The following is a 22628-nucleotide window of genomic DNA, read 5'->3' on the forward strand; positions in this document are numbered from 1 at the left end:
GCCGACCGCGCCGGATCGGTCACTCCGCGGCGGTCGCGCTCATGCTCGCGGATGTCGGGCGGCGTGCTCCAGCCGCGGTCGAAGGCCGCGTGCGCATGGCACGCGCGGCGCTGCGCGCCGGCTCAGTTCCCCAGCAGCGTCTTCCAGCCAGCATGTCCGAGCGCGCGCAGGGTCGCGTAGTTGCGCTCCACGATCGCGTCGGCCTCGGGGAAGATCTCCACCGCGCGGCTCACGCTCTCCTCGCGCAGCAGGTGCAGCGTGGGGTAGGGCGCGCGGTTGCTGTAGTTCTCGATGTCGTCCGCCGCGCTGTCGGCGAACTGGTAATCGGGATGGAAACTGGCCACCTGCAGGTCGCCGTCCAGCTCCAGCGCCTCGACCAGCCCGTCGGCCTGGTCGAGGAAGTCGTTGTAGTCCAGGAAATCGCGCAGCACCTGCGGATGGACGATCAGCGTGGTGTCGATCTGCGCGGCCGGGGTGTCGCGCAGCAACAGCAGTTCCTCGCCCAGTTCCTCCAGCAGCTGCTCGGGCGTGGTCGCATCGCTCAGCACGAAGCGGACCTGGTCCTTGACGTACACCGCCTTGGCGAACGGACACAGGTTCAGCCCGATCACGGCCTTCTCCACCCAGCGTCGGGTGTCGGCGATCGGGTCGGCGGGGGAGGCGGGGTCGCTGTGCATGGCGGAGGGCTGTGCGCGCCGAAGGGACGCGCAGTCTAGGCGCTGTCGCCGGTGCGGGCCAGCGCAGGCGCCGGCCGCACCGCATCGCGCACGTTCAGCGCGCCACGCCCGCCACGCCCAGGTCGATCGACCAGACCGCGCCGGCGCCGGTGAGGAACAGGGTGCGGTTGTCGGCGCCGCCGAAGGTCGCGTTGGTGACGTTGGCGTCCACCGCGATGGTCGCCAGCTCGGTGCCCTGCGGATCGAACACGCGCACGCGCTGCCTGGAATGCTCGGTCGCGTAGATGTTGCCCAGGCAGTCGATCGCCATGCCATCGGGCACCTGCACGCGGGCGAGGTCGCGACCGGCGCCGGCCTTGCCATCGACGATCGGATAGGCGCGCAGCACGCCTTCCTCGCCGCCGCCGGCCACGTACAGCGTGGCGCCGTCGGGCGAGAGCGCGATGCCGTTGGGATTGGCGATGGTCTCGTCGACCACGTCGACGCTGCCGTCGGTGCCGACCCGGTAGACGCGGGTACGGTCCTGGCCGCCCGGCGCGGCGCTGCGCTGGAAATCCGGATCGGTGAACCAGATCGTGCCGTCGGTGGCGATCGCCAGGTCGTTCGGCGAGTTGAACGGCTTGCCGCGGTACTCGCCGACGATGCGCATGCGCGCGCCGTCGACCAGGTCGTAGCGCGACAGCTCCTTGAAGTCGTGCGTGGCGGCGACCAGCGAGCCATCGGACGCCAGCGCCAGGCCGTTGCTGCCGCTGGGCTCGATCACCGTCTGCAGGCGGCCGTCGGCGCCGAGCCGGCGGATGCGCGAGGGGAAGCCCTCGCTCAGCGCGAAGTCGGAGAAGTACAGATTGCCGTCGGTCCACACCGGGCCTTCGTACAGCCGCGGGGTGCCGGCCTCGGCGTTGGCCGAGGCGATGCGCGTGGCCTTCAGCTCGCCCTGCGGCGCGGTCGCGGCGCCGGCAGGACACTGCCCGGTGGCGGCGGGCGCGACCGGTGCCGGCGCGGGGGGCGCGGCGGCCTGGTCCGGTGCGGCTCCGGTCCGGTCCTCGCCGCAGGCGGCGAGCAGGCAGGCGGTGATGGCGATCGGCAGGACGCGCGGCATGCGGGGCATGGAGTCACTCGGGTCGGTCGGGGCAACCGATCCTACCCGGATGTGGCGTGAAGGTGCGCCGCGGGCCGGCGGCTACTCGGCCAGCAGCGCCCGCAGGCTGGCCTTGAGCCGTCGGCCTTCGCGATGGAAGTACGCGCGCTCGTCGCGCCAGGCCGGGAAGCGCTGCTCGACCTCATGCCAGAACGCGGGCGAATGGTTGGCCTGCAGCAGGTGGCAGAGCTCATGCACCAGCACGTACTCGAAGGCCGACGGCCGGGCCAGCACCAGCGACAGGTCCAGCGCCATGCTGCCATCCGGCGCCAGCGAGCCCCACTGCGAGGACATGATCTTCAGTTTCAGCTGGCGCGGCGCGCGGGGAAGGCCGGACAGATGGCCCGGCAGCCAGCGGCCGATGTCGGCGCGCGCCTCCGCCTCGTAGAACGCGCGCAGGGTACGCCGCATCGCGGCATCGCCGGTGCGTGCCGGCAGCTGTGCGTGGATGCCGGCCTCGTCGCGCGAGAACCCGGCGTAGCGGCCTTCGCTCCAGCGCAGCGGCAGCAGTTGACCGCGCAGCGGCAGCGCGGCGGTGACGCCGCGTTCGAGCGTGATGGCGGTGGCCGCGTCCTCGATGTGCAGCAGCTGACGGGCGAGCCAGTCGCGGTGCTCGTGCAGGAAGCGCTCGCCCGCGACCAGGCTCGCGCGCAGCGGCAGGGTCAGCCGCGCGCCGCGCTCGTCGACGCTGAGCTTGAGCCGACGCGCGCGCGGATCGCGCACGCGCGCGACCTCCAGCGTGCGGCCATCGCCCAGCGGCAACAGGACCGTATCGCGCTGCAGCGTGCGGGGAGCGAGCAGGCGGCGGGGGAGCATGTCGGCAGCATAACGCCCCGGTGCAGGCCGGGGCGTCGAGGCTGGTTCAGGAGTCGGCCCTGCTCAGCTTCAGTGCAGGCTCGAGCACCAGGAACAGGCGTCGCACCTCGGCCGACAGCAGCACGAACTGCGCATCCAGTTCGGCCTGCATGTCGTCGTGGTCGGTCGCTTCCAGCTGTTCGACCGCGTTCTCCAGGAACTTCAGCTTGCGGATGATCAGGTCGTCGCCGAGCACGAAGGACACGTGGTCGTCGAGCACCAGGGCCAGCTTGGACACCTGCTTGCCCGCCTCCAGGTGCTTGTCGATCTCCACGCAGCGCAGCTCCTGATGCTGGCATTTGACCACCGCGCCGCCGTCGACCGGATCCTTCATCTCGCACTCTTCGCCCAGGCTCAGGCCTTCGGGCAGCGGCTCGCCGGAAATCCAGCTGGTCAGCACGCTGCGCGGCGCGATCTCGGCATTCAGCGGGATCGCCGGGAAGGTGCCCATCGCGCGCCGGAGTTCCGAGGCGATGTTCTCGCCGGTCTTGCGCGAGGAGGTATCCACGGCGAGGAACCCGTTCTTCAGGTCGAGCATCGCATTGGTGCGCGAGCTCTTGACGAAGGCGCGCGGCAGCAGCTCGTGGATCAGATCGTCCTTCAGCTGCTTGCGCGCCTTGCCGCCGATCCGGCGGCCTTCCTTCTCTTCCATCTCGGCGATCTTCTGCCCGAGCAGGTCGTTGATCACCGATCCCGGCAGGATTTTGTCCTCGCCGCCGACGGTCACCCAGATCGCGTCGTCGATGCGGTGCGACATGATCTCGGCGCTGCGGCCGAACGGCGAGATGAAGCCGCGCGTGGACATTTCCAGCGGGCCGACCGGACGCAGCGCGGTCTCGGCCAGGCGTGCGTCGAGTTCGTTGAAATCGTGGGAGGTGGGAAAGCGGAACAGGGTCAGGTTGCGGAAGAACATGCGGTTACCGTTCTGGGGCGCGCGCGGAGGGACGGGCGTGCCGGTGCGGATGAAGGAGGCCGTGCCCGCGGGCACGGCCGGTCAGGAGGCGTCGGAGCCGGTGTCGGCGGGTTGCCCCGCCAGCCAGGCGTGCGCATCGGGAAGCGGCGCGTCGCCGCGCTGGCCCAGCGCCATGAAATCGAACAGGCTGCGGTCGGCCAGCTGCGAGGGACGGATGTCGCCCATCGCCCGGGCGATCTGCTCGACCCGCCCGGGGCTGTCGCGCTCCCACTGCTGCAGCATCAGGCCGACCTGCCGGCGCTGCAGGTTCTCCTGGCTGCCGCACAGGTTGCAGGGAATGATCGGGTACTGCCTGGCCGCCGCGTATTCGATGATGTCGGCCTCGCGCACGTAGGCCAGCGGCCGGATCACCACGTGCTTGCCGTCGTCGCTGCGCAGTTTGGGCGGCATGCCGGAGAGCTTGGCGTGGTGGAACAGGTTCATGAAGAACGTGGCCACCATGTCGTCGCGGTGGTGGCCCAGCGCGATCTTGGTGAAGCCGTTGGCCTCGGCATAGCCGTACAGCGAGCCGCGGCGCAGGCGCGAGCACAGCGAGCACATGGTCTTGCCTTCCGGGATGACCCGGCTGACCACCGAATAGGTGTCCTGCTCGATGATGTGGTACGGCACGCCGACCGATGCCAGGTACTCGGGCAGCACGTGCTCGGGGAAGCCCGGCTGCTTCTGGTCCAGGTTCACCGCGACCAGTTCGAACGGCACCGGCGCCTTCTTCTGCAGTTGCAGCAGCACGTCCAGCATCGTGTAGCTGTCCTTGCCGCCGGACAGGCAGACCATGACCCGGTCGCCGGCCTCGATCATGCCGTAGTCGGCGATCGCCTGGCCGACCTGGCGGCGCAGCCGCTTGGCGAGCTTGGTGTGTTCGTGCTGGGCCGCGCGCGGGTCGACGCGACGGGAGATAGGTTCGGGCAGGGGCAGGACGGCTGACATGCCGGCATTGTACCGGGCCGTCGCGGCCGGGCGTCCGGCGCCTGCCGCGGCCGTCGGCGCTGGAGTATCCTCGGCCGGGTGGAGACCCAGACCGACATTGCCGGCCAGCTGACCGTCCTGGTCCGCGAGCACCGCGACCTCGACACCGAGATCGCGCGCTGCGCCGCCAATGCCGAGGACGAACTGGTGATCAAGCGCATGAAGCGGCGCAAGCTGTGGCTCAAGGACTGCATCACCCGGCTGCAGTCGCAGCTGATTCCCGACGAGCCGGCCTAGACCACGGCGCCTGCGGATCCGCGCGGAGCCGTGCGCGCGCCTGCAGCATCCGGTCCGGATCGGCAGCGGCCGACATGCAGGTGCAGCGCGCCGGCAGCGATGGGTGCGGATCCGGAGCGCCGCCTGGCGGCAAGGCCACCCCTCAAGGCGGCACCTCGACGACCGCGCGCCATGCCGGCTCGCCGTCCACCGTCAGCGCACAGTGCCGCACCGTATCGGTATCGGTGCAGCGCAGGTGCAGGGCATGGCCGTGCCAGTCCCCCTGAAGGCCTTCGCCGTGCGAGGTCTGGTCGCCGTCGATGCGCTGCACGTGGGCCAGCCAGAGGGTGTAGCGTGCAGCGCGCCCGTCCGCGGTCTCCATGCACAGGCGCACCGGTGTGTCCGCCAGCCGTCCGGGCAGGGTGTCCTCCACGCAGACCGTCCCGGCCTGTGCAGTGACCGCCAGCGCGCCGGCTGCCAACGCCACGACCCGTCGACCGCGGCATCCGGTCATTCCTGGATGGCCGCCTCCGGCCGCGCCGCTTCCGGACTCACCCGCTCGATCGTGTGCCGCAGTTCGCGGCCCAGGATCACCTTGGCATCCTTGGCCCAGGCGTCGAGACGCTCGTCGAACAGCAGCTTGCTGTTCTCGTCCGGCCAGACCAGGCGCAGCTCGCGCATCTTCTGGATGAAGCTGCGGAACAGGCTCTTGTCGAAGAACTCCGGCGCCGCCGGCGCGTACAGCAGGCTCAGGCGCTGGGCGGCGAGCTGGCACAGGCTTTCCAGTTCGGCCGCACCGAGCGTGCCGGGACCGTTCTTCACCAGCACGGAGATCGCGATGTAGTAGCGCTCGAACGCCTGCTGCAGGGTGTGGCCGATGGCGCGCAGGCGGAACACCTCGTCGCTCTGGCCCTGGTTGCGCTGCAGGTAGCCGTCCTCGTCGTCGTTGACCTGCAGCAGCAGGCCTTCCTGGACGAAGGCATCGGCGAAGCGCTCGATGCGCTGCGCGAACTCGTCCTCGCTCCACGGCAGGAACAGTTCGGCCTGCAGGAACGGGTAGACCGAACGGCCCAGCCGCACCAGGGTGCGCCGGCTCATGCGCCGGTTGTGCTGGAAGCAGCAGGCGATCCACGACGACGCGGTGAACAGGTGCACGACGTTGTTGCGGAAGTAGGACAGCAGCACCGCGGTGTCGCCATCGACGCTGAGCACGTCGCCGAGCGGATGCGCGGTCCGTCGCAGCACGCCGATCTCCTCGCCGTGGGCGATGATCTCCTCGGGGCTGTGCGGGGTCATCGTGACCCGGTCCGAATACGGCATCTCGGCGAGCAGCTTCTTGGACAGCGCGATCTGCGCCAGCAGGTCGCCTTCGCCCATCGCGTGCTTGGGCGTGGACAGCAGCGCCAGCGCCAGCAGGTTGATCGGATTGACGTCGGCGGCCGCGTTGATCCGGATCTGGATGTTCTGGGCCAGCGTGTCGACGGTGTCGGCCAGCCAGGACGGCTTCTGGTCCTCGGCCAGCGGCCGGCCGTCCCAGGACGGCGCGTGCTCGCCGAGCATCGCGCTGAGGTGGATCGGCTCGCCGAAGTTCACCACCACCTGGCCGTAGTTGCTGCGCAGCACCTTGGGGATGCCCCACAGCAGCGACCAGATCGATTCCTTGGTCTTGGCCTTGCCGGACAGCTCGTCCAGATAGCTGTTGCCCTCCATCAGCTTCTCGTAGCCGATGTAGACCGGCTGGAACAGCACCGGGCGGGTCGGCTGGCGCAGGAAGGCGCGCACCGTCATCGCGATCATGCCGCCCTTGGGCTGCAGCAGGCGGCCGGTGCGCGAGCGCCCGCCTTCGATGAAGTACTCCAGCGAGTAGCCGCCGGAGACCAGCTGGGCGACGTATTCGGTGAACACCGCCGAGTACAGCGGGTTGCCGCGGAAGCTGCGGCGCATGAAGAACGCGCCGCCCTTGCGCAGGATGGTGCCGACCACCGGCAGGTTGAGGTTGATGCCGGCGGCGATGTGCGGCGGCACGATGCCGCGGTCGTACAGCAGGTAGGACAGCAGCAGGTAGTCCATGTGGCTGCGGTGGCTGGGCACGTAGACCACTTCGTGGCCCGGTGCTGCCTCCTTCAGCTTGTCCAGGTGGTGGACGAGCACGCCGCGGTAGATCCGGTTCCAGATCGGGGTCAGGATGAAGCTGGCCGAGCGCACCACCGGGTGCGAATAGTCCGCGGCGATCTCCCAGGCGTAGGCATGCGCCTTGCGCCAGGCGTCGGCCGGCTTGCTCTGGTCGCGGCGGGCCTGGTCGGCGATCGCCTCGCGCACCGTGTCGGCCGCCAGCACCTTGTCCACCAGCAGGCGCCGGGTGGACAGGTCGGGGCCGATGATCGCGGCGCGGATCCGCCGGAAGTGGGCGCGCAGCACCCGCGAGATCTTGCGCACCGTGCGCTCGGGCGGCAGACCTTCGTCGACGTTGTCGCGCAGCGAGATCGGCTCGGCGAAGCGCACCAGGGTGTCGCGGCCGTTGAGCAGGATCGCCAGCAGCCGGCGGAAGCGGCCGACCAGCGCCCAGTTTTCCGAGAACAGCACCGAGAACCAGCCGCTCTGCCGGTCGGGCGCGCGCCCGACGAAGATCGACACCGGCACCAGCTGCACGTCCAGCCCGGGCTGGGCGCGGTGCGCCTGCAGCAGGCGGGCGAGCGAGTCGGAGTGGGTGCGCGCCATCGGGCGCTGGTCGGGGATCAGCGGGCTGGCGTTGCGCCGCGACAGCGCCACGTAGGCGCGCTTGCGGCCCAGCAGGTCGCCCGGCAGCGGCACCAGCGGCGAGGGCAGGCCGGCCTGGCGGCAGGCCTTGTCCAGGATCAGGGCATTGGACAGGCCGTAGTCCTCGAGCACGTAGCAGACCGGCCGCGCGTCGTCGACGCTGCGGCCGCCGAGGTCGGCCGGTTCCAGCTTCAGGTCCAGCCACGGGTCGGCCAGGCGGCCGAGCAGGCGGGCCCACAGCGGGCGCTTGGCCGTGGCGCGGGACGCCGGTCCGGCCGGCGGTGGCGAGGCCGGGGGTGGCGGGACGGCGGTGCCGGACGGCTGGCCGTCGGGGAACGGCAGGGAGTTCTGTTCAGACATGGGCGCGATTATCGCCCAGCGGCCGGTTCCGGCGCCTGATCGTCCGGTGGTGGCGGCAGTCCGGGGGGCGGCGGTGCCGGCAGGCCGTCCGGCAGCGCCGCGCCGCCGTCGGGCTCGGCCAGCAGATCGGCGGCGTGGGCCAGGTAGTCGCTCAGGTACCAGCGGCCGTCGCGCCGGGTCAGGCTGACCACCGTGTCGATCTCGGCATCGCCCAGCGGGTAGTGGATGCGGACCGTGGCCCGGTCGCCCTGCTGCTCGACCAGGCCGGTGCGCAGGTCGGCCAGGCTGCGGTCCAGGTCCAGGCCGTACTCGGCCGCGACCTGCTTGGTGTCGGCCAGGAACGGCCCGAGCCGGCGCAGGGTGTCTTCCATGCCGGCCCGGCGCAGGTCGTCCTCGCTGCCCAGTCCGGTCGCGCGCGCGGCGGCGGCCAGTCGGGCGATCGCCTCGTGGGCGTGCTTGCGGCTGCCGAGTGGGGCCCTGGCCGCCCAGCCGCTCAGGGCCTCGACCACCTGGGTGTAGTGGGCGCGCTCTTCGTCGCTGTAGTCGCCCTGCTGGCGCAGGTACTGGGTGCCGAACAGGCCCAGCGAGCGTGCGGCGTCACGCAGGGCCGCGTCCTGCCCGCCCAGCTGGCGGTCGAACTCGCGCTGCAGGCCCTGCTCGGCGCCGTCGGCGGCCAGCGTGGCCAGCACCGGCGCGATCCGGTCTTCCAGCGGCAGCTCGGTGAGCGGCCAGCGGCTGCGGTCTTCGGCCCAGGCGGCGGCCAGCTGGTTGCGCTCGGCCTCCGGCAGGGCGTCGCGGGCGAAGGCGACCAGATCGTTGCGCTGCAGGTGTCCGGCCAGCAGGCGGACGGCGCCGGCCGGTTCGGTGGCCGCGCCGGGCAGTTCCGGCGGAGCGTCGCTGCGGCCACAGGCGGCCAGCAGCAGGAGGGCGCTGAGCAGCAGGGGCCGCCAGGGCAGCGGCCTGCGGCCCGTCGCCTGGCATGCGAGGCGGGTTCGGTGCATGGATCGGGCGTCCGGATTCGTCTCCCCGGCCGGAGTGTCGCCGCTGGCGCGGTGACAGTTCAACCACGGCCCCGATGTCCGTGCACCGGCCGGTCATAAAAAAAGGAGGCCAGTGGCCTCCCCGAATCCGGCCGGAGCCGGAGGACATACGTGGTGTGGCACGTGCCGACCATCGATCGGACGGCGGCATCCTAACGCCTCACAACACTTGATGCAACACTTCAAGAAATATCGTTCAAATCATTGATTATTGGTCGATTTCCGGATCTCGTCCTGGATCGCCAGCGCCGCCGCACGCGGATCGGCGGCATTGCGGATCGGCCGTCCGACCACGATCGCATCGGCGCCGTCGGCGAAGGCCTGGGCGACGCCCACGCTGCGCTTCTGGTCGTCGCCGACCGGGCCGCCGGGTCGGATGCCGGGGCAGACGATTGAGAAACCGGCGCCGGTGGCCTGCCTGATCGGCGCGGCTTCCAGCCCCGAGCAGATCACCCCGTCGATGCCGGCGGCCTGCGCGGCGCGCGCGCGTTCGACGACGATGGCCTCGGGTTCGCCGTCGATGCCCATGGATTTGAGATCGCTACCGTCCATCGAGGTCAGCACGGTGACCGCCAGCAGGCGCATGTCGGCGTTGGCCGCATTGGCCTCGGCCGCCGCCTGCATCATCGCCGGGTGCCAGCCGTGGATGGTGCAGTAGCTGACCGGCCAGCGGCCCAGGCCGCGGATCACCCCAGCCACGGTGGCCGGGATGTCGAAGAACTTCAGGTCGACGAAGACCCGCTTGTCCCGCTGCGCCAGCGCGTCGAGCACTTGGAAATACTCGCCCGAGGCCAGCAGTTCCATGCCGATCTTGTAGAAGCGCACGCTGTCGCCGAGCCGGTCGATCCACTCCAGCGCCTGCGCGCGGCCGGGCACGTCCAGCGCGAAGATCAGCCGCTCTTCCGGGCTCAGCGCGAGCGGGGCGCGGCTCACGGGGCCACGTCCAGCGCGTCGCGCTTGGCCTGGCGGCGTGCCTCGCGTGGCTGCGACCAGTCGTTGTTGAACGCGGCCGGCTCCCAGGAGCCGTAGGTCGGGTTGGCCAGCATCCACCAGCGCTCGCCGAACCAGTCGCCGTACTCGTCCATCAGCTGGGCACGGCCCTCGGGCGTGTTGACGGTGACCTGGACGAAGTCGCCCAGCTGGTCGCCGAACTGCATCAGCACCCGGTACTGCTGGCCGGCCAGCTTGCGCCGGCAATCCTTCTCGCTGCCGTGCTGCTCGCAGCCCGGGACCACGGTGCCCAGGCCGAGGAACACGCTGTCGTCGGCGACCGGCAGGCCGGCCTCGCGCAGGTTGGCCAAGGTGGCCTCCTTCAGGTGCACAGCGCGGTTGGAGATGTACAGCAGGGTCACGCCCTTTGCGGTGGCGGCGCGGGCGAAGTCGAGCACGCCGGGGACCGGCCTGGCCTTCTTCTCGGCGACCCACTGGTCCCAGGTGACCTCGTCGTACTCCAGGCCGTCACGGACCAGGCGCGCCTGATAGGGCGAGTTGTCGAGCACGGTCTCGTCGATGTCCAGGATCACCGCCGGCTTCAGGCCGGTGTGTTCGGCATCGCGCTCGCCGGGGACCAGCGCGTCCCAGTTCGGCTCGGCCAGCGCCTGGTCGAGGCGGTCGGCGGCGGTACGGTAGGTCTGGATCGTGGTCGCCTGGTACTCGGTCGAGCGCTGCACCCAGAGCACGGCGTTGAGGTTGTCGTCCGCGTTGGACGCGGCGGCCGGCGCGGCCGGGGCGGCCGCTGCGGGGCCGGCGCTGGCATCGTCGGCCGGGGTGGAGGTCTGTTTGCAGGCGGTCAGGGCGAGCGCCACGCAGGCGCCGAGCAGGAGCGGTCGAAGGGCGGACACGGCATTCCGTCAGTGCGAAAGAGGGGTGAAAGTGTAGCGGCTGGCGACGGCGGGGGTGGCCGCACGCGGTCGCGCGCCCGTCCCGGGTGCCGCTGCGGCGCGCGCTGCCGGTATCCTGCGCGCCCGGAACCGACTGCAGCGAGACCCCATGTCCGACACCGCCGAACGCCCCGTCCTCGATGCCGTCCAGGCCCGCGTGCTGGGCTGCCTGGTCGAGAAGGAAGCGACCACGCCGGACGTCTACCCGCTGACCATCAATGCGGCGCAGTCGGCCGCCAACCAGAAGACCGCGCGCGAGCCGGTGATGAGCATCGACCAGGGCAGCGTGCAGCACGCGCTGCGGCAGCTGGAGACGCTGGGCCTGGCGCGGCAGCACTATTCCTCGCGCGCCGAACGCTACGAGCACCGGCTGCAGGCGAAGCTGGACCTGACCCGGCAGCAGACCGTGCTGCTGGCCCTGCTGATGCTGCGCGGCCCGCAGACCGGCGGCGAGCTGCTGGCGCGCAGCGAGCGCCTGCACCGTTTCGCCGACATGGAGGAGATCCGTCACGGCCTGGAGCGGCTGCAGCAGCGCGCGCTGGTGCAGGTGCTGCCGCGCGGTGCCGGCCAGCGCGAGGACCGCTACGTGCACCTGCTGTGTGGCGAGGTCGATGGCGCGATGCTGGCGGCGCGTTATGCATCGTCCAGTGCCGGTGCCGCGTCCGATGGCGGCGCGGCTGCCGGCCTGGCCGAGCGCGTCGAACAGCTGGAAGCGGCCGTGGCCGAACTGCAGGCGCAACTGGCGGCGCTGCGCGAGGCACAGGGCGGCTGAACCGATGCCCGCGGATGCGGGGCTGCGAGCATCCGTGCTTCATCGTCGCGGCGTGGTCCCGTGCACCACGACGGATCGTGCGCCTGGCCACCGTCTGCCGTGCGCTGCGCGGACGTGGGAAGCAGGGGCGCGTCCGTGCCTCAGTCCGCCGGGACGTCCAGCCTGAGCACGTAGAACGCCAGCACCGGCAGGTCCGGCAGCACCAGATCGCCGTCGCGCTGCATGCCGAGTTTTTCCAGCAACCGGATCGAGGCGGCGTTGTCGTGGTCCACGATCGCACAGACGTGGCGCAGCCCGAGCACGTCGTGCGCGTGCCCGAGCACGGCGCGGGTGGCCTCCTCGGCATAGCCACGGCCGCGCTGCGCTTCCAGCAGGGCGTAGCCGACGTGCGGCGCGGGCAGGCCCTCCTTGCACAGCAGGCCGGCGGTGCCGACGAAGTCGCCGGCGTGGGTCTCCACCGCCCAGTGGGCGAAGCCGTGCCGGGCGCGGTGTCCGGCGGCCCAGTCGTGCAGGTAGTCGCGGGCCTGTTCCTCGGTGCGCACGTGGCGGTCGCCGATGCCGCGCAGGAAGCCCGGATCGTTGAGCAGGGCCAGCATCGCCGCCGCGTCATGCAGGGGATGCAGCGGGCGCAGGCGCAGGCGGGCGGTCAGCAGCGGCGCATCGGCCATGGCGAGAGTTCCGGCGGGCTGCCCGGCAGCGTCGCCGCGGCCGGGCGCGTGGTCAATCGAACAGCGCCTGGATCGCGGCCAGTCCGGCCTTGGCGCGTTCCTGCTTGTGCTCGACATCGGCGACCGGGTCGGCGCCGTCGCGCTGCAGTTCCTCGCCGGGCAGTTCGTCGAAGAAGCGGCTGGGCTTGAGCCGGATCGCCTCACCGAAGCGCCGGGTCAGCTTGCTGTAGCTCATCCACAGCCGCTCCTTGGCGCGGGTGATGCCCACGTACAGCAGGCGCCGTTCCTCCTGCAGGTTGCCCTCGTCCAGGCTGACCTCGTGCGGCAGCACGCCGTCCTCGCAGCCGACGATGAACACGTAGCGGAACTCCAGGCCCTTGGACGCGTGCATGGTCATCATCCGCACCTGGTTGCCGGCGTCGTCCTTGTCGTTGCGCGAGATCAGCGCCAGCTGCGCGGCCAGGTCGCCGGCACTGGCGCCGCGCGGGCCGCCCTCGAACCAGCTGGCCAGTTCCTCCAGGTTGCCGCGGCGGCGCTCGAAGCCGGCGTGGTCCTTGCTCTGGCTGCGCAGCTCGTCGAGCAGGCCCGAGCGTTCCACCAGGCGCCGGACCAGGTCGGCCGCGGTCATCTGGCTGGCCTGTTCGCGCAGGTCGCGCATGATGTCGTTGAACGCACTCAGGCCGTTGGCCGCGCGGGCCGGCAACTGCTGCAGCGCACCCATCGACTCGGCCGCGCGCGACATCGGCATGTCCTTGGCCGAGGCCAGTTCGGCCAGCCGCGCCAGCGAGGCCGCGCCGACCTCGCGCTTGGGCGTCTGCACCGCGCGCAGGAAGGCGGCATCGTCGTCCGGGTTGGCGACCACGCGCAGCCAGGACAGCACGTCCTTCACTTCCTGGCGGTCGAGGAACGCCGTGCCGCCGGTCAGGTAGTACGGCACCCGCATCAGCTGCATGGCCTTTTCCAGCGGTCGCGACTGGAAGTTGCCGCGGAACAGCACGCAGAAATCGCTCCACGGCGCCTGCCTGGCGGTGGCGATGAAGCTGATCTCGGCGGCGACCTTCTCGGCCTCGTGCTCGCTGTCGCGGCATTCCCAGACGCGGATGCGCTCGCCATCGGCCTGGTCGCTCCACAGCGTCTTCAGGTGATCGTGCGGGTTGTGCGCGATCAGCGCGTTGGCCGCGCGCAGCACCCGGTTGGAACAGCGGTAGTTCTGCTCCAGCTTGATGATCTCCAGCGCCGGGTAGTCCTTGCCCATCTGCGCCAGGTTCTCGGGGTTGGCGCCGCGCCAGGCGTAGATCGACTGGTCGTCGTCGCCCACGCAGGTGAAGTTGCCGCGCTCGCCGGCGATGGCCTTCAGCAGCCGGTACTGGCAGTCGTTGGTGTCCTGGCATTCGTCGACCAGCAGGTAGCCGATGCGCTCGCGCCAGGCCAGGGTGATCTCCGGATTCTCCTCGAGGATCTGCACCGGCAGCCGGATCAGGTCGTCGAAGTCGACCGCGTTGAAGCTGGCCAGCCGCGCCTGGTAGCGCTCGTAGACCGACGCGGCCTCCAGCTCGCGGTGGCTGCGCGCCATCGCCAGCGCCTGTTCCGGCGACAGGCCGGCGTTCTTGGCCCGCGACACCAGGTTCTTCATGTCCTCGATCGCGTCGGGCTTGGCCCCGGACATCAGGTCCTTGATCTGCGCGGCCGCATCGTCGGCATCGAAGATCGAGAAGCCGCGCTTGAGCCCGGCCGCGGCGTGTTCGATCTGCAGGAACTTCAGCCCCAGCGAGTGGAAGGTGCTGATGGTCAGCGCGTCGGCCGCGTCGCCGCGGATCCGCTTGGCCACGCGCTCGCGCATTTCCTTGGCGGACTTGTTGGTGAAGGTGATCGCCGCGATCCGCTTGGCCGGGTAGCGGCCGGTGCCGATCATGTGGGCGATCTTCTCCACGATCACGCGGGTCTTGCCGCTGCCGGCGCCGGCCAGCACCAGCAGCGGGCCCTCGGTGTGCAGGACGGCGGCTTTCTGGGGGGGATTGAGGCCGTGCATCGGTCGGTCGGGGACGGGAGCGGCGTCATTCTAGCGAGCCCCGACCGCGAAAGGATCGTGCTACCGTCCAACCACCTGACGAGTATGGAGGCTCCATGGACGTGAAATGCCTGCTTCCCGGGTTTCTGTTTCTTGCACTGGGTGGAACGCTTGTCCTGCCGGTCAATTCGCTTGCGAACGAGGCACGAAGCACTCCTGTGACCGATGACATGCAGTCTGCGGGATTTCTGAACAAACACCCGGATATTCTTTACCGGCACTTGGGTCTGGATCTTCTGCACCGGGGACAGGAGGCCCGGGGGTTGCGTGCCTTGGAGCGTGCGGCCTTCTATTCCGACAAGGCGTCCCAGGCGGTCATCGCGGATGCATACTGGAGAGGTGCATTCGGGCGTCAGCGGGACAGGCCCTTGGCGTATGCGTGGATAGACCTAGCTGCGGAGCGAGGCTATCCCGAGTTGCTGGAACTGCGTGAGGCGTACTGGAGCCAGCTGTCCGCAGAAGAAAGAGAGTCAGCCCTCGCAGAGGGTGCCGGCGTGTACGCGCGTTACGGTGACGAAGTCGCACAGGCGCGGTTGGCGCGGGTGCTGCGCCGGGCGATGCGTGACGTCACTGGCAGCCGTACAGGGTCAGGAATCGGCCTGACTATCGTCGCACCTGCTCCGGGAAGCGGATCCGGTGCGCCAACTGCGAGCGACGACACTACGCTGGTGCCGATCGCTACCATCCCTGGCAGTACGTTTTACGCGCCCAGGCTTTGGCGGCCCGAGCAGTACTTCAAGCAGCAGGACCTCCAGTGGAAGGAGGCTCTTGGGCCCCAGTTGAGGGCGATGGTCAGCGTCGGTGATGTGAAACAGGTACCACCGGCCACGCAGTCCCCCCCGGCCGGAAAAACGCCTTAACGCCCCGGCTGCGCTCGCTTAACATGCGCCGATGGCCAAGCTCTACTTCTACTACTCGGCGATGAACGCCGGGAAGACCACGACCCTGCTGCAGTCCGCGCACAACTACCGCGAGCGCGGCATGCGCACGCTGATCCTGACCCCGCGGCTTGACGACCGCGCGGGGAAGGGCGTGGTCGCCTCGCGGATCGGCCTGCGCGCCGAGGGCACCGCCTTCGAGCGCGACACCGACCTGGAGCGGCTGGTCGAGCACGACCTGCGCGACCACGGGCCACTGGGCTGCGTGCTGGTCGACGAAGCGCAGTTCCTGAGCCGCAGCCAGGTCTGGCAGCTGAGCGAGGTGGTCGACCGGCTGCGCATCCCGGTGCTGTGCTACGGCCTGCGCACCGACTTCCGCGGCGAACTGTTCGAGGGCAGCCAGTACCTGCTGGCCTGGGCCGACGAGCTGCACGAGATCAAGACCATCTGCCACAGCGGCAAGAAGGCGACGATGAACGTGCGTGTCGATGCGCAGGGACATGCGGTGCAGGACGGGCCGCAGGTCGAGATCGGCGGCAACGAGCGCTACATCTCGGTCAGCCGCCCGGAGTTCAAGAAGGTGATGCGCGGCGAAGGCGTGGTCGCGCCGTTGCAGGCGCCGCTGCTGTAGCAGCAGGTCCGCCGACGACGGCCTTCACCGTCGCCGGGCGCATGGCGCGATTGCGGCCATCGTTTGCGTGCCCTTGTCGGCGCAAGGGCTGCGCCCGTCTCTTCCCGGAGTCGGTGCCTGCCATCCGGGAGGCCGGCGTTCGCAGCGCTCGCCCCCGGTGGAGAGAAGGACCGGCGTCAGCCGCCGCGTCCGTCCCGGTGGAATGCTGTCGCGGTTGCTCACACGCTCGCCACCGGCGGAGCAGACCTTGTCCGCGGCCGCCGTTCGATCGCAGCGGGCTGCACTCGACCGGCGGCCACGGTGGCCACCGGTCGGCCGCGATCAGTACAGCGTGCGCTTGTCTGGCGGCGGCGGATTCCACTGGTACAGCCAGGTCTCGGTCAATGCGCGGCCTGCGTGGCGCAGGTACAGGCGCAGATCGATCTGGCGGGTGCTGTCGTCCGGCGGCACGATGTCGAACATCGCGCGGTAGCCGTCGATCGCGTGCAGTGGCCGCGCGGACACGGTCTCGACCCGGCCGCGCGAGCTTTCGATCACGGCCTCGACCGTGGCGCCGGCCTTGAGCAGGGCGGGCAGTTCGCCGCCTTCGAAATCGACCGCAAAGCGCCACGAGAAGTAGTCGCGCTTCTTGCCGATGACACCGCCCAGGCCGGTGCGCGAGGCCACGCAGTGCGCCAGCTGCGGGCGCGCGGGCGCATCGTCGCCCCAGTACAGGCGGTAGCCGATCAGGTGTTCCTCGCCCGGCTGCGGCTTCTGCTCCGGGTTCCAGAACGCGACGATGTTGTCGAAGGTCTCGTCCACGGTCGGGATCTCGACCAGCTGCACGCTGCCCTTGCCCCAGCCGTGCTTGGGTTCGACCCACAGGCTCGGGCGCTTCTCGTAGAACACGCCGTCGTCCTGGTAATGGTCGAAGTCGCGGTCGCGCTGGAGCAGGCCGAAGCCGCGCGGGTTCTCGTCGGCGAAGGCGTTGAAGCGCAGGTGCTCGGGGTTGCCGAGCGGGCGCCAGATCCACTCGCCGCTGCCGGTCCACATCGCCAGGCCGTCGCTGTCGTGGATCTCCGGGCGCCAGTCCCAGTCCATCCGGCGGTCGTTCTCGCCGACCTGGTACATGCTGGTGCAGGGGGCGATGCCCAGCCGCTCGATCTCCCTGCGCGGGTACAGCGCGGCGTCGATGTCCATCAGCAGCGGCTCGCCGCGGGTGATCGCGAAACGGTAGGCGCCGGCGACGCTGGGCGAATCGAGCAGGGCGTACACCACCAGCGTGTTCGAACCCGGTTCCGGACGCTCCAGGTAGAACGCGGTGAAGTCGGGGAATTCCTCCGGCCGCGGCATGCCGGTGTCGATTGCCAGGCCGCGCGCGGACAGGCCGTACTGCATCGTCTCGCCGACCGCGCGGAAATAGCTGGCGCCGAGGAAGGCGGCGAAGTCGCGCTGGGTGTCGTCGGCGCCGTTGAGGCGGAAGCCGGCGAAGCCCAGATCGGCCGGCAGCCGCTTGCCGGCCAGGCCGCTGCGGCCGTAGTCGAACATCGCCGGGTCGTAGGCCAGTTCCTGCGCCTGGCCGTCGGCGACCTCGTACATGTGCACCGGCTTCTTGAAGTACAGGCCCAGGTGGAAGAACTTGGCCTGCATGCGCGCGTCGGCGACATCGCTCCACAGCGCGTGATCCTGGCGGAAGCCGATCGACTGGTACTGGTCCCAGTCCAGCGCGCTCACCGCGGACGGCAGCGTCTCGCTGCGTGCCTGGTAGGCCTGGCTGGCCAAGTGCCGTGCCTGGCCCTTGAGCCAGGCGTAATCGAAGGCGTGGCGGCGGCCCAGCGGCTTGGGACTGGCGATGGCTTCGAGGAGCGGCAGCGGCAGGCCGAGGGCCGCGAAGGCGCCGGCGGCGCGGGTCAGGAACTGGCGTCGTTGCATGGCGCGGTCTTGGGTGGGAGGCGGCGCCATCTTAAGCATTCAGACCCTGCCGGCGCTGTCGACGCACGCGTCCGCGTTCACGTTCGTCCGGGACGCGTTCAGGCACCGGCGCTGGCAGCCTGCGATGACCGGTGCCGGGATGGGTGCCGTCGTGCGGCGGCGGCGTCCGGCCCCGGCCACGTTGCCGGGCTGCTTGTGCTGTTGCGGGCGGATCGGCCGGCGTCGTGGCCATCGCCGATGGGAGGGCATGCGCCACGCGGCGCGGTCAGGGCGGCGCAGCGGCCGGCCGGGTCGCCGCCGCGCGCGCATCCTGCTGCACGCGCAGCCGGTCGCCCTGCTGCTGGAGGGCGGACAGCACCGCCTGTCGCGGCTGGTCGACACGGTGCAGCACCTGGCGGGCCTGTTCCAGACGCTGTGCGGCAGCGAGGTGCTGGCCGGCGTCGTTGTCGAGCGTGGCCAGCGCCAGCAGCGCCTCGGCGGTGCCGTCGTCGTCGCCGAGGCGCTCGCGGCGCAGCGCCAGGGCCTGCTCGATCCGGCGTCGTGCCGGCATCGGCTCGCCCAGCGCCTGCAGGCAGCGCCCGGCCTCGAGGTGGAAATCGGCGACGGCCCGCGGCTCGGTGGCTTCTGCTCGTCGGGCCACCGTCTGCAGCGGCTGCAGGCGCGCGAGACAGCGTCCAGGCGGGTCCGCTCCGCGCAGCAGCCGCGCATGCAGCGTCGCTGCGTCGAGCAGCGCCTGGTCGGACGCATCGCGGCGGGTGTCGAGCAGGGCCTGCTGCCGCGTCGCCAGGGACAACGCCTGCGCGTGGTCGCCGGCAGCCAGTGCCAGGCTGGCGGCAACGCCGAGCAGTTCGGCCCGCGCTTCGGGACGGTCGGCGAGTTCGGCTTCGCCACGCGCGGTCGCCGCCAGCAGGGCCGCCGTGCGGGCATGCCGGTTGCCGGCGGCATCGGGGTCGAGCAGGCCGGTCACCAGGCGCTGCATGACCCGGGCCCGCGTCGCGTCGTCGCGCGCGGCATGCGCCTGCCACAGCGACACGCACGCTGCGGACAGCAGCAACACGATGCCGACGCCGGCCAGCGCGCTTCCCCAGCGATGCCGCCGCAGGTAGCAGTACAGGCGATAGCCTGGCCGGGCGGGCCGCGCGTGCACCGGCGACCCCTCCAGGTGGCGCTGCAGGTCCAGCGCCAGCGCCTCGACCGACGCATACCGCTGCCGGGGCGGCTTCTGCAGTGCCCGCATCAGGATGGCGTCCAGGTCGCCGCGCAGCTGGCGTGCCAGACGTCGCGCCGCGCGCGGTGCGAGCCGGCCCGTGTCGGCCAGCCGTTGCACCGCGGCCGATGCCGCAACCGGGACGACGTCGAGGATCGAGCGCTCCCATTCGGCATCGCTCTCGCGCCGCAACCGGTACGGCTTGTCGGTGGCCAGCAGTTCGTACAGCACCACGCCCAGCGCGTAGACATCGGTCAGCGTGCCTGCCGGCTCGCCCCGGATCTGCTCGGGCGCGGCGTAGTGCAGGGTGAAGGCGCGGACCTCGCAGCGGACGTCGGCGGCGCCCTCGATCAGCGTGGCGATGCCGAAATCCAGCAGGCGGACCTGGCCATCCCGGTCGACCAGCATGTTCGACGGCTTCAGGTCGCGATGGACGACCAGGTTGGCATGCGCGTGGCTGACCGCGGCGCAGACCTGCAGGAACAGCCGCAGGCGTGCCTCCACCGGCAGCGCGTTGCGCGCGCAGTACTCGCCGAGCGGCACGCCGTCGACGTATTCCAGCGCCAGATAGGGCTGGTCGTCGCTGCCGATGCCGGCATCGACCAGCGCGGCGATGTTCGGATGGCGCAGGCGGCCGAGGATCTCGCGCTCGCGCGAGAAGCGTTCGCGCAGGTGCGGATCGGCATACCCGGCACGCAGGAGCTTCAGCGCCAGCGGATGTGGCGAGGTCCCGTCGGCACGGGTGGCCAGCCAGACCTGGCCCATGCCGCCCTCGCCGAGCAGCCGTTCGAGTCGATACGGGCCAAGCCGGGCGCCGGCCGTGGCGCCGGCACGCGGGCCGGGCAGCGGATCGTGCAGGAAGTCGTCGTGGCCGAGCTCCAGCGCCAGTACGTCCTGGAGTTCGCGGGCCAGCGCCGGATCCTGCAGCTCCAGTGCGGCCAGGCGTCGCCTGCGCTGGTCGGCGCACAGGTCGAGCAGGCCGTCGAGCAGCGGAGAGAGCCGATGCCAGCGGGCGGCGTCCATCGCGCGGGGCCCGGTGTCGTCTCAGTCCTCGCGCATCGCCGCGAGCAGGAACAGCCGCGCCTTCTGCCAGTCGCGGCGCACGCTGCGCTCGGAGCGCTGCAGCAGCTCGGCGATCTCCTGCTCCGACAGACCGGCGAAGTAACGCAGTTCGACCACGCGGGCCAGGCGTTCATCGACCGCCGACAGCTGTTCCAGCGCGGCATCCAGGGCCAGCAGGTTCTCGTCCAGGCGCAGGCTGCTTTCGGCCTCTTCGGGAATCTCGGCGATGCGGCGCAGGTCGCCGCCGCGCTTGCGCGCCATCCGGCTGCGCACGTGGTCGACGACCACGCTGCGCATCGCGGAGGCCGCGTAGGCGAAGAAATGGGCGCGATCCTGGAAACGCGCGCCACCGCCACTACCGACCAGTTTCAGGTACGACTCGTGGACCAGAGACGTCGCGTCGAGCGTGTTGCCCTGCTGCCCCGACAGCTGCCGGCGCGCCAGCGTGTGCAGTTCCTGGTAGAGCGTGCCGAGCACGCGGTCCAGCGCGGCGCGGTCTCCGCCGCGGGCGGCGTCCAGCCACACGGTGATGTCGGGTGCATCGGCCATCGTCCTCTCCACGACCGGCGATGCGGCGGACTATAGCCGGTTGTCGGCGGACCGGTGCAACGCGCCGGAATGGCCGCTTCCAACCGGTTTCTGCGTGGTCGATGCACGCTCGAAACCCGGCCCGGGTCGGTCGTGGGGTCGTCCGCAGCACGCGCAGCGTCCGGCCGATGCATGGGCATGAGCGGCCGCCTTCCATCGCGGCCGTCTGCGCACCACTGCCGCGTGAAGCCAGACAGCCTTCCTGACGGTGCGTCCGGGGATCGCACGCCTCCCAGCCGGCAAGCGCAGCAGGACCATGAACGATGTCTTCAACGCTGTCTTCAGCGCTGGCAGCGCGGGCACCAGACGCTGGCGCGCTGGCCGATGCTGGCCTCGCGCAGTTCGCCGCCGCAGCGCGGGCAGGGCAGGCCGCCACGCCCGTAGACCGACAGTTCCTGCTCGAAGTAGCCGGGCGCGCCATCGGGGCTGATGAAATCGCGCAGCGTGGTGCCGCCGCGGCCGATCGCGTATTGCAGGATCTGCCGCACCGCCGCGGCCAGCGCGACGTAGCGCTCGCACGAGACCTTGCCGGCGGCCCGGGTCGGCGCGATGCCGGCCTGGAACAGGCTTTCGGCCGCGTAGATGTTGCCGACACCGACCACGATGCGCTGGTCCATGAGGAAGGTCTTCACCGGCGCGCTGCGGCCGCGGCTGCGGGCGAACAGGTAGTCGCCGTGGAACGTGTCCGACAGCGGTTCCGGGCCGAGTTCGGCCAGCAGCGGGTGCAGGGTGCCGGCCGGCTGCCACAGCAGACAGCCGAAACGGCGTGGATCGTTGAAGCGCAGCACCCGGTCCGAATCCAGCATCAGGTCGACATGGTCGTGCGCGCGCACCGGCGTGTCCGACGGCAGCACGCGCAGGCTGCCGGACATGCCCAGATGCAGCAGCGCGCTGTCGCCGGCGTCGGTGTCCAGCAGCAGGTATTTGGCGCGTCGACGCACCGCGGCGATGCGCTGGCCCGGCAGTTCGCTGCCGATCGCCTCGGGAATCGGCCAGCGCAGCGTATCGCGGCGCTGGACCACGGCCTCGACCACGCGGCCTTCCACATGCGGGGCGAGGCCGCGGCGGGTGGTTTCGACCTCGGGCAGTTCAGGCATCGTCAGGTCACCGCGGTGGCGAGGTACTGGTCGTGTTCGTGCCAGACCCGGATCGGGCCGCCGAAGGCCTCGGACAGCGGGCCGGTGGCCAGCACGTCCTCGCGGGTGCCGTCGGCGATCACCCGGCCGCCACGCAGCAGCACGACGCGGCCGATCTCCGGCACGACCTCCTCGACATGGTGGGTGACCAGCACCAGGGTGATGCCACGCCGGGCCAGATCGCGCAGCATCGCCAGCAACTGGCCGCGGGCGACCAGGTCCAGGCCGGTGCTGGGCTCGTCCAGCAGCAGCGCCTGCGGCCGGTTGACCAGGGCACGGGCGATCAGCACGCGGCGCGTTTCGCCCAGCGACAGTTCCGCATAGCGCCGGTGCAGCAGCGGCAGCGCGCCGGTCATCGCCAGCGCTTCGGCGGCGCGTATGCGCATGTCGCCGCTGACCTCGCGGAACGGCGGGATCACGAAACTGGCGAAGAAGCCGCTGAGCACCGCGTCTTCGGCGGTCAGCTCCGGCTGCTGGCCCAGGTTGGCGCTGAAGTCGCTGGTGACGATGCCCAGCTGCGAGCGCAACCGGTCGACCTGCCAGCGGACCTGGCCCATCACCTGCACCGGCGGCGTGTCGCCGGGGCGGGCCAGTGGATACAGCTCGCGGGTGATCAGCTTGATCAGGGTGGATTTGCCGCAGCCGTTGGGGCCGAGCAGGGCGGTGTGCTGGCCCTGGTCGATGCGCAGCGACAGCTCGTGCAGCACGCGCACCTGGCCGCGGATCACGCTGGCGCGGTCGAGCTCGATCAGGGGCGGGCGGGTGGCCGCGGCGGCAACCGGTGCAGCGACGAAGGACATGGACTGGACGGCTGGCGGCGGGCGATGTGGGCGCATGAACGACAT

General features: G+C 70.8%; 21 protein-coding genes. 4 read left to right on the forward strand and 17 right to left on the reverse strand.

The features are described 5' to 3' along the window. Nucleotides 1–122: 122 nt before the first annotated feature. The 5 genes from IB242_RS18695 to ttcA form a co-directional block, all read right to left on the reverse strand. Nucleotides 123–677 (reverse strand): DUF1415 domain-containing protein, encoded by a 555-nt coding sequence (locus IB242_RS18695; RefSeq protein WP_192283052.1) that lies wholly within the window; start codon nucleotides 675–677, stop codon nucleotides 123–125. 94 nt (nucleotides 678–771) lie between these two features. Further along, entirely contained in the window at nucleotides 772–1785 is a 1014-nt protein-coding gene (locus IB242_RS18700; RefSeq protein ID WP_192283054.1) for an SMP-30/gluconolactonase/LRE family protein, read from the reverse strand. Nucleotides 1786–1857: 72 nt separating this feature from the next. Further along, nucleotides 1858–2631: a SprT family zinc-dependent metalloprotease gene (locus tag IB242_RS18705; RefSeq protein ID WP_192283056.1), complete on the reverse strand. Its 774-nt coding sequence runs from the start codon at nucleotides 2629–2631 to the stop codon at nucleotides 1858–1860. A gap of 46 nt (nucleotides 2632–2677) precedes the next feature. After that, nucleotides 2678–3583: a recombination-associated protein RdgC gene (locus IB242_RS18710; protein WP_192283075.1), complete on the reverse strand. Its 906-nt coding sequence runs from the start codon at nucleotides 3581–3583 to the stop codon at nucleotides 2678–2680. 81 nt (nucleotides 3584–3664) lie between these two features. Beyond that, the gene (gene ttcA, locus IB242_RS18715) at nucleotides 3665–4570 is read right to left on the reverse strand and encodes a tRNA 2-thiocytidine(32) synthetase TtcA (protein ID WP_192283077.1); all 906 of its coding nucleotides are present in this window, start codon (nucleotides 4568–4570) and stop codon (nucleotides 3665–3667) included. 78 nt (nucleotides 4571–4648) lie between these two features. Between ttcA and IB242_RS18720 the strand changes: the two genes are divergently transcribed. Then, complete coding sequence (locus IB242_RS18720) at nucleotides 4649–4846, forward strand: YdcH family protein (protein ID WP_343237173.1); 198 nt, start codon at nucleotides 4649–4651, stop codon at nucleotides 4844–4846. 142 nt (nucleotides 4847–4988) lie between these two features. Here IB242_RS18720 and IB242_RS18725 read toward each other — a convergent pair whose 3' ends face one another. The 5 genes from IB242_RS18725 to IB242_RS18745 all read right to left on the reverse strand — a co-directional run bounded on the left by IB242_RS18725 (nucleotide 4989) and on the right by IB242_RS18745 (nucleotide 10823). Next, nucleotides 4989–5312, reverse strand: a complete 324-nt coding sequence (locus tag IB242_RS18725) for a hypothetical protein (protein WP_192283079.1) — start codon at nucleotides 5310–5312, stop codon at nucleotides 4989–4991. A 23-nt stretch (nucleotides 5313–5335) separates the two neighbouring features. Continuing rightward, nucleotides 5336–7942 carry a glycerol-3-phosphate 1-O-acyltransferase PlsB gene (plsB, locus tag IB242_RS18730; RefSeq protein WP_192283087.1) on the reverse strand — a complete coding sequence of 869 codons (2607 nt, stop codon included), beginning with the start codon at nucleotides 7940–7942 and terminating at the stop codon, nucleotides 5336–5338. 8 nt (nucleotides 7943–7950) lie between these two features. Then, complete coding sequence (locus tag IB242_RS18735; RefSeq protein WP_192283089.1) at nucleotides 7951–8943, reverse strand: hypothetical protein; 993 nt, start codon at nucleotides 8941–8943, stop codon at nucleotides 7951–7953. A gap of 240 nt (nucleotides 8944–9183) precedes the next feature. Beyond that, nucleotides 9184–9915: an orotidine-5'-phosphate decarboxylase gene (pyrF, locus tag IB242_RS18740; protein WP_192283091.1), complete on the reverse strand. Its 732-nt coding sequence runs from the start codon at nucleotides 9913–9915 to the stop codon at nucleotides 9184–9186. After that, on the reverse strand, nucleotides 9912–10823 hold the full coding sequence (locus tag IB242_RS18745; protein WP_192283093.1) for a 5'-nucleotidase, lipoprotein e(P4) family: 912 nt from the start codon (nucleotides 10821–10823) through the stop codon (nucleotides 9912–9914). The genes pyrF and IB242_RS18745 overlap by 4 nt, the downstream gene beginning before the upstream one ends. 148 nt (nucleotides 10824–10971) lie before the next feature. Between IB242_RS18745 and IB242_RS18750 the strand changes: the two genes are divergently transcribed. Continuing rightward, on the forward strand, nucleotides 10972–11634 hold the full coding sequence (locus IB242_RS18750) for a YceH family protein (protein ID WP_192283095.1): 663 nt from the start codon (nucleotides 10972–10974) through the stop codon (nucleotides 11632–11634). A gap of 140 nt (nucleotides 11635–11774) precedes the next feature. Here the strand turns inward: IB242_RS18750 and IB242_RS18755 are convergent, their stop codons facing one another. Both IB242_RS18755 and IB242_RS18760 read right to left on the reverse strand, forming a co-directional pair. Further along, nucleotides 11775–12302: a GNAT family N-acetyltransferase gene (locus tag IB242_RS18755; protein WP_192283097.1), complete on the reverse strand. Its 528-nt coding sequence runs from the start codon at nucleotides 12300–12302 to the stop codon at nucleotides 11775–11777. 52 nt (nucleotides 12303–12354) lie between these two features. After that, nucleotides 12355–14331: a UvrD-helicase domain-containing protein gene (locus IB242_RS18760; RefSeq protein ID WP_192283099.1), complete on the reverse strand. Its 1977-nt coding sequence runs from the start codon at nucleotides 14329–14331 to the stop codon at nucleotides 12355–12357. A 95-nt stretch (nucleotides 14332–14426) separates the two neighbouring features. Between IB242_RS18760 and IB242_RS18765 the strand changes: the two genes are divergently transcribed. Together IB242_RS18765 and IB242_RS18770 are read left to right on the forward strand one after the other, a co-directional pair. Next, entirely contained in the window at nucleotides 14427–15230 is an 804-nt protein-coding gene (locus tag IB242_RS18765; protein WP_192283101.1) for a hypothetical protein, read from the forward strand. 31 nt (nucleotides 15231–15261) lie between these two features. After that, entirely contained in the window at nucleotides 15262–15879 is a 618-nt protein-coding gene (locus tag IB242_RS18770) for a thymidine kinase (protein ID WP_192283103.1), read from the forward strand. A 321-nt stretch (nucleotides 15880–16200) separates the two neighbouring features. On the opposite strand, the gene IB242_RS18775 is transcribed toward IB242_RS18770, so the two are convergent. The 5 genes from IB242_RS18775 to IB242_RS18795 form a co-directional block, all read right to left on the reverse strand. After that, nucleotides 16201–17790: a glucan biosynthesis protein D gene (locus IB242_RS18775; RefSeq protein WP_192283105.1), complete on the reverse strand. Its 1590-nt coding sequence runs from the start codon at nucleotides 17788–17790 to the stop codon at nucleotides 16201–16203. 265 nt (nucleotides 17791–18055) lie between these two features. Continuing rightward, a complete protein-coding gene (locus tag IB242_RS18780) occupies nucleotides 18056–20020 on the reverse strand; it encodes a serine/threonine-protein kinase (protein ID WP_192283107.1) in 1965 nt (654 codons plus the stop codon). A gap of 21 nt (nucleotides 20021–20041) precedes the next feature. Next, nucleotides 20042–20608 carry an ECF-type sigma factor gene (locus IB242_RS18785; protein ID WP_192283109.1) on the reverse strand — a complete coding sequence of 189 codons (567 nt, stop codon included), beginning with the start codon at nucleotides 20606–20608 and terminating at the stop codon, nucleotides 20042–20044. Between the two features lie 320 nt (nucleotides 20609–20928). Then, nucleotides 20929–21744 carry a bifunctional DNA-formamidopyrimidine glycosylase/DNA-(apurinic or apyrimidinic site) lyase gene (gene mutM, locus IB242_RS18790; protein WP_192283111.1) on the reverse strand — a complete coding sequence of 272 codons (816 nt, stop codon included), beginning with the start codon at nucleotides 21742–21744 and terminating at the stop codon, nucleotides 20929–20931. Nucleotides 21745–21746: 2 nt separating this feature from the next. After that, the gene (locus tag IB242_RS18795) at nucleotides 21747–22583 is read right to left on the reverse strand and encodes an ATP-binding cassette domain-containing protein (RefSeq protein ID WP_192283120.1); all 837 of its coding nucleotides are present in this window, start codon (nucleotides 22581–22583) and stop codon (nucleotides 21747–21749) included. Nucleotides 22584–22628 lie beyond the last annotated feature (45 nt).

It is taken from the genome of Xanthomonas sp. XNM01, from assembly GCF_014851915.1.
Taxonomy (GTDB): Bacteria; Pseudomonadota; Gammaproteobacteria; order Xanthomonadales; family Xanthomonadaceae; genus Pseudoxanthomonas.

Coding starts and splice junctions, on each gene's coding strand:
- IB242_RS18695 (WP_192283052.1), bottom strand. CDS start 677: ATGCACAGCGACCCCGCCTCCCCCGCCGACCCGATCGCCGACACCCGA.
- IB242_RS18700 (WP_192283054.1), bottom strand. CDS start 1,785: ATGCCCCGCATGCCGCGCGTCCTGCCGATCGCCATCACCGCCTGCCTG.
- IB242_RS18705 (WP_192283056.1), bottom strand. CDS start 2,631: ATGCTCCCCCGCCGCCTGCTCGCTCCCCGCACGCTGCAGCGCGATACG.
- IB242_RS18710 (WP_192283075.1), bottom strand. CDS start 3,583: ATGTTCTTCCGCAACCTGACCCTGTTCCGCTTTCCCACCTCCCACGAT.
- ttcA (WP_192283077.1), bottom strand. CDS start 4,570: ATGTCAGCCGTCCTGCCCCTGCCCGAACCTATCTCCCGTCGCGTCGAC.
- plsB (WP_192283087.1), bottom strand. CDS start 7,942: ATGTCTGAACAGAACTCCCTGCCGTTCCCCGACGGCCAGCCGTCCGGC.
- IB242_RS18735 (WP_192283089.1), bottom strand. CDS start 8,943: ATGCACCGAACCCGCCTCGCATGCCAGGCGACGGGCCGCAGGCCGCTG.
- IB242_RS18750 (WP_192283095.1), top strand. CDS start 10,972: ATGTCCGACACCGCCGAACGCCCCGTCCTCGATGCCGTCCAGGCCCGC.
- IB242_RS18755 (WP_192283097.1), bottom strand. CDS start 12,302: ATGGCCGATGCGCCGCTGCTGACCGCCCGCCTGCGCCTGCGCCCGCTG.
- IB242_RS18760 (WP_192283099.1), bottom strand. CDS start 14,331: ATGCACGGCCTCAATCCCCCCCAGAAAGCCGCCGTCCTGCACACCGAG.
- IB242_RS18765 (WP_192283101.1), top strand. CDS start 14,427: ATGGACGTGAAATGCCTGCTTCCCGGGTTTCTGTTTCTTGCACTGGGT.
- IB242_RS18770 (WP_192283103.1), top strand. CDS start 15,262: ATGGCCAAGCTCTACTTCTACTACTCGGCGATGAACGCCGGGAAGACC.
- IB242_RS18775 (WP_192283105.1), bottom strand. CDS start 17,790: ATGCAACGACGCCAGTTCCTGACCCGCGCCGCCGGCGCCTTCGCGGCC.
- IB242_RS18780 (WP_192283107.1), bottom strand. CDS start 20,020: ATGGACGCCGCCCGCTGGCATCGGCTCTCTCCGCTGCTCGACGGCCTG.
- IB242_RS18785 (WP_192283109.1), bottom strand. CDS start 20,608: ATGGCCGATGCACCCGACATCACCGTGTGGCTGGACGCCGCCCGCGGC.
- mutM (WP_192283111.1), bottom strand. CDS start 21,744: ATGCCTGAACTGCCCGAGGTCGAAACCACCCGCCGCGGCCTCGCCCCG.
- IB242_RS18795 (WP_192283120.1), bottom strand. CDS start 22,583: ATGTCCTTCGTCGCTGCACCGGTTGCCGCCGCGGCCACCCGCCCGCCC.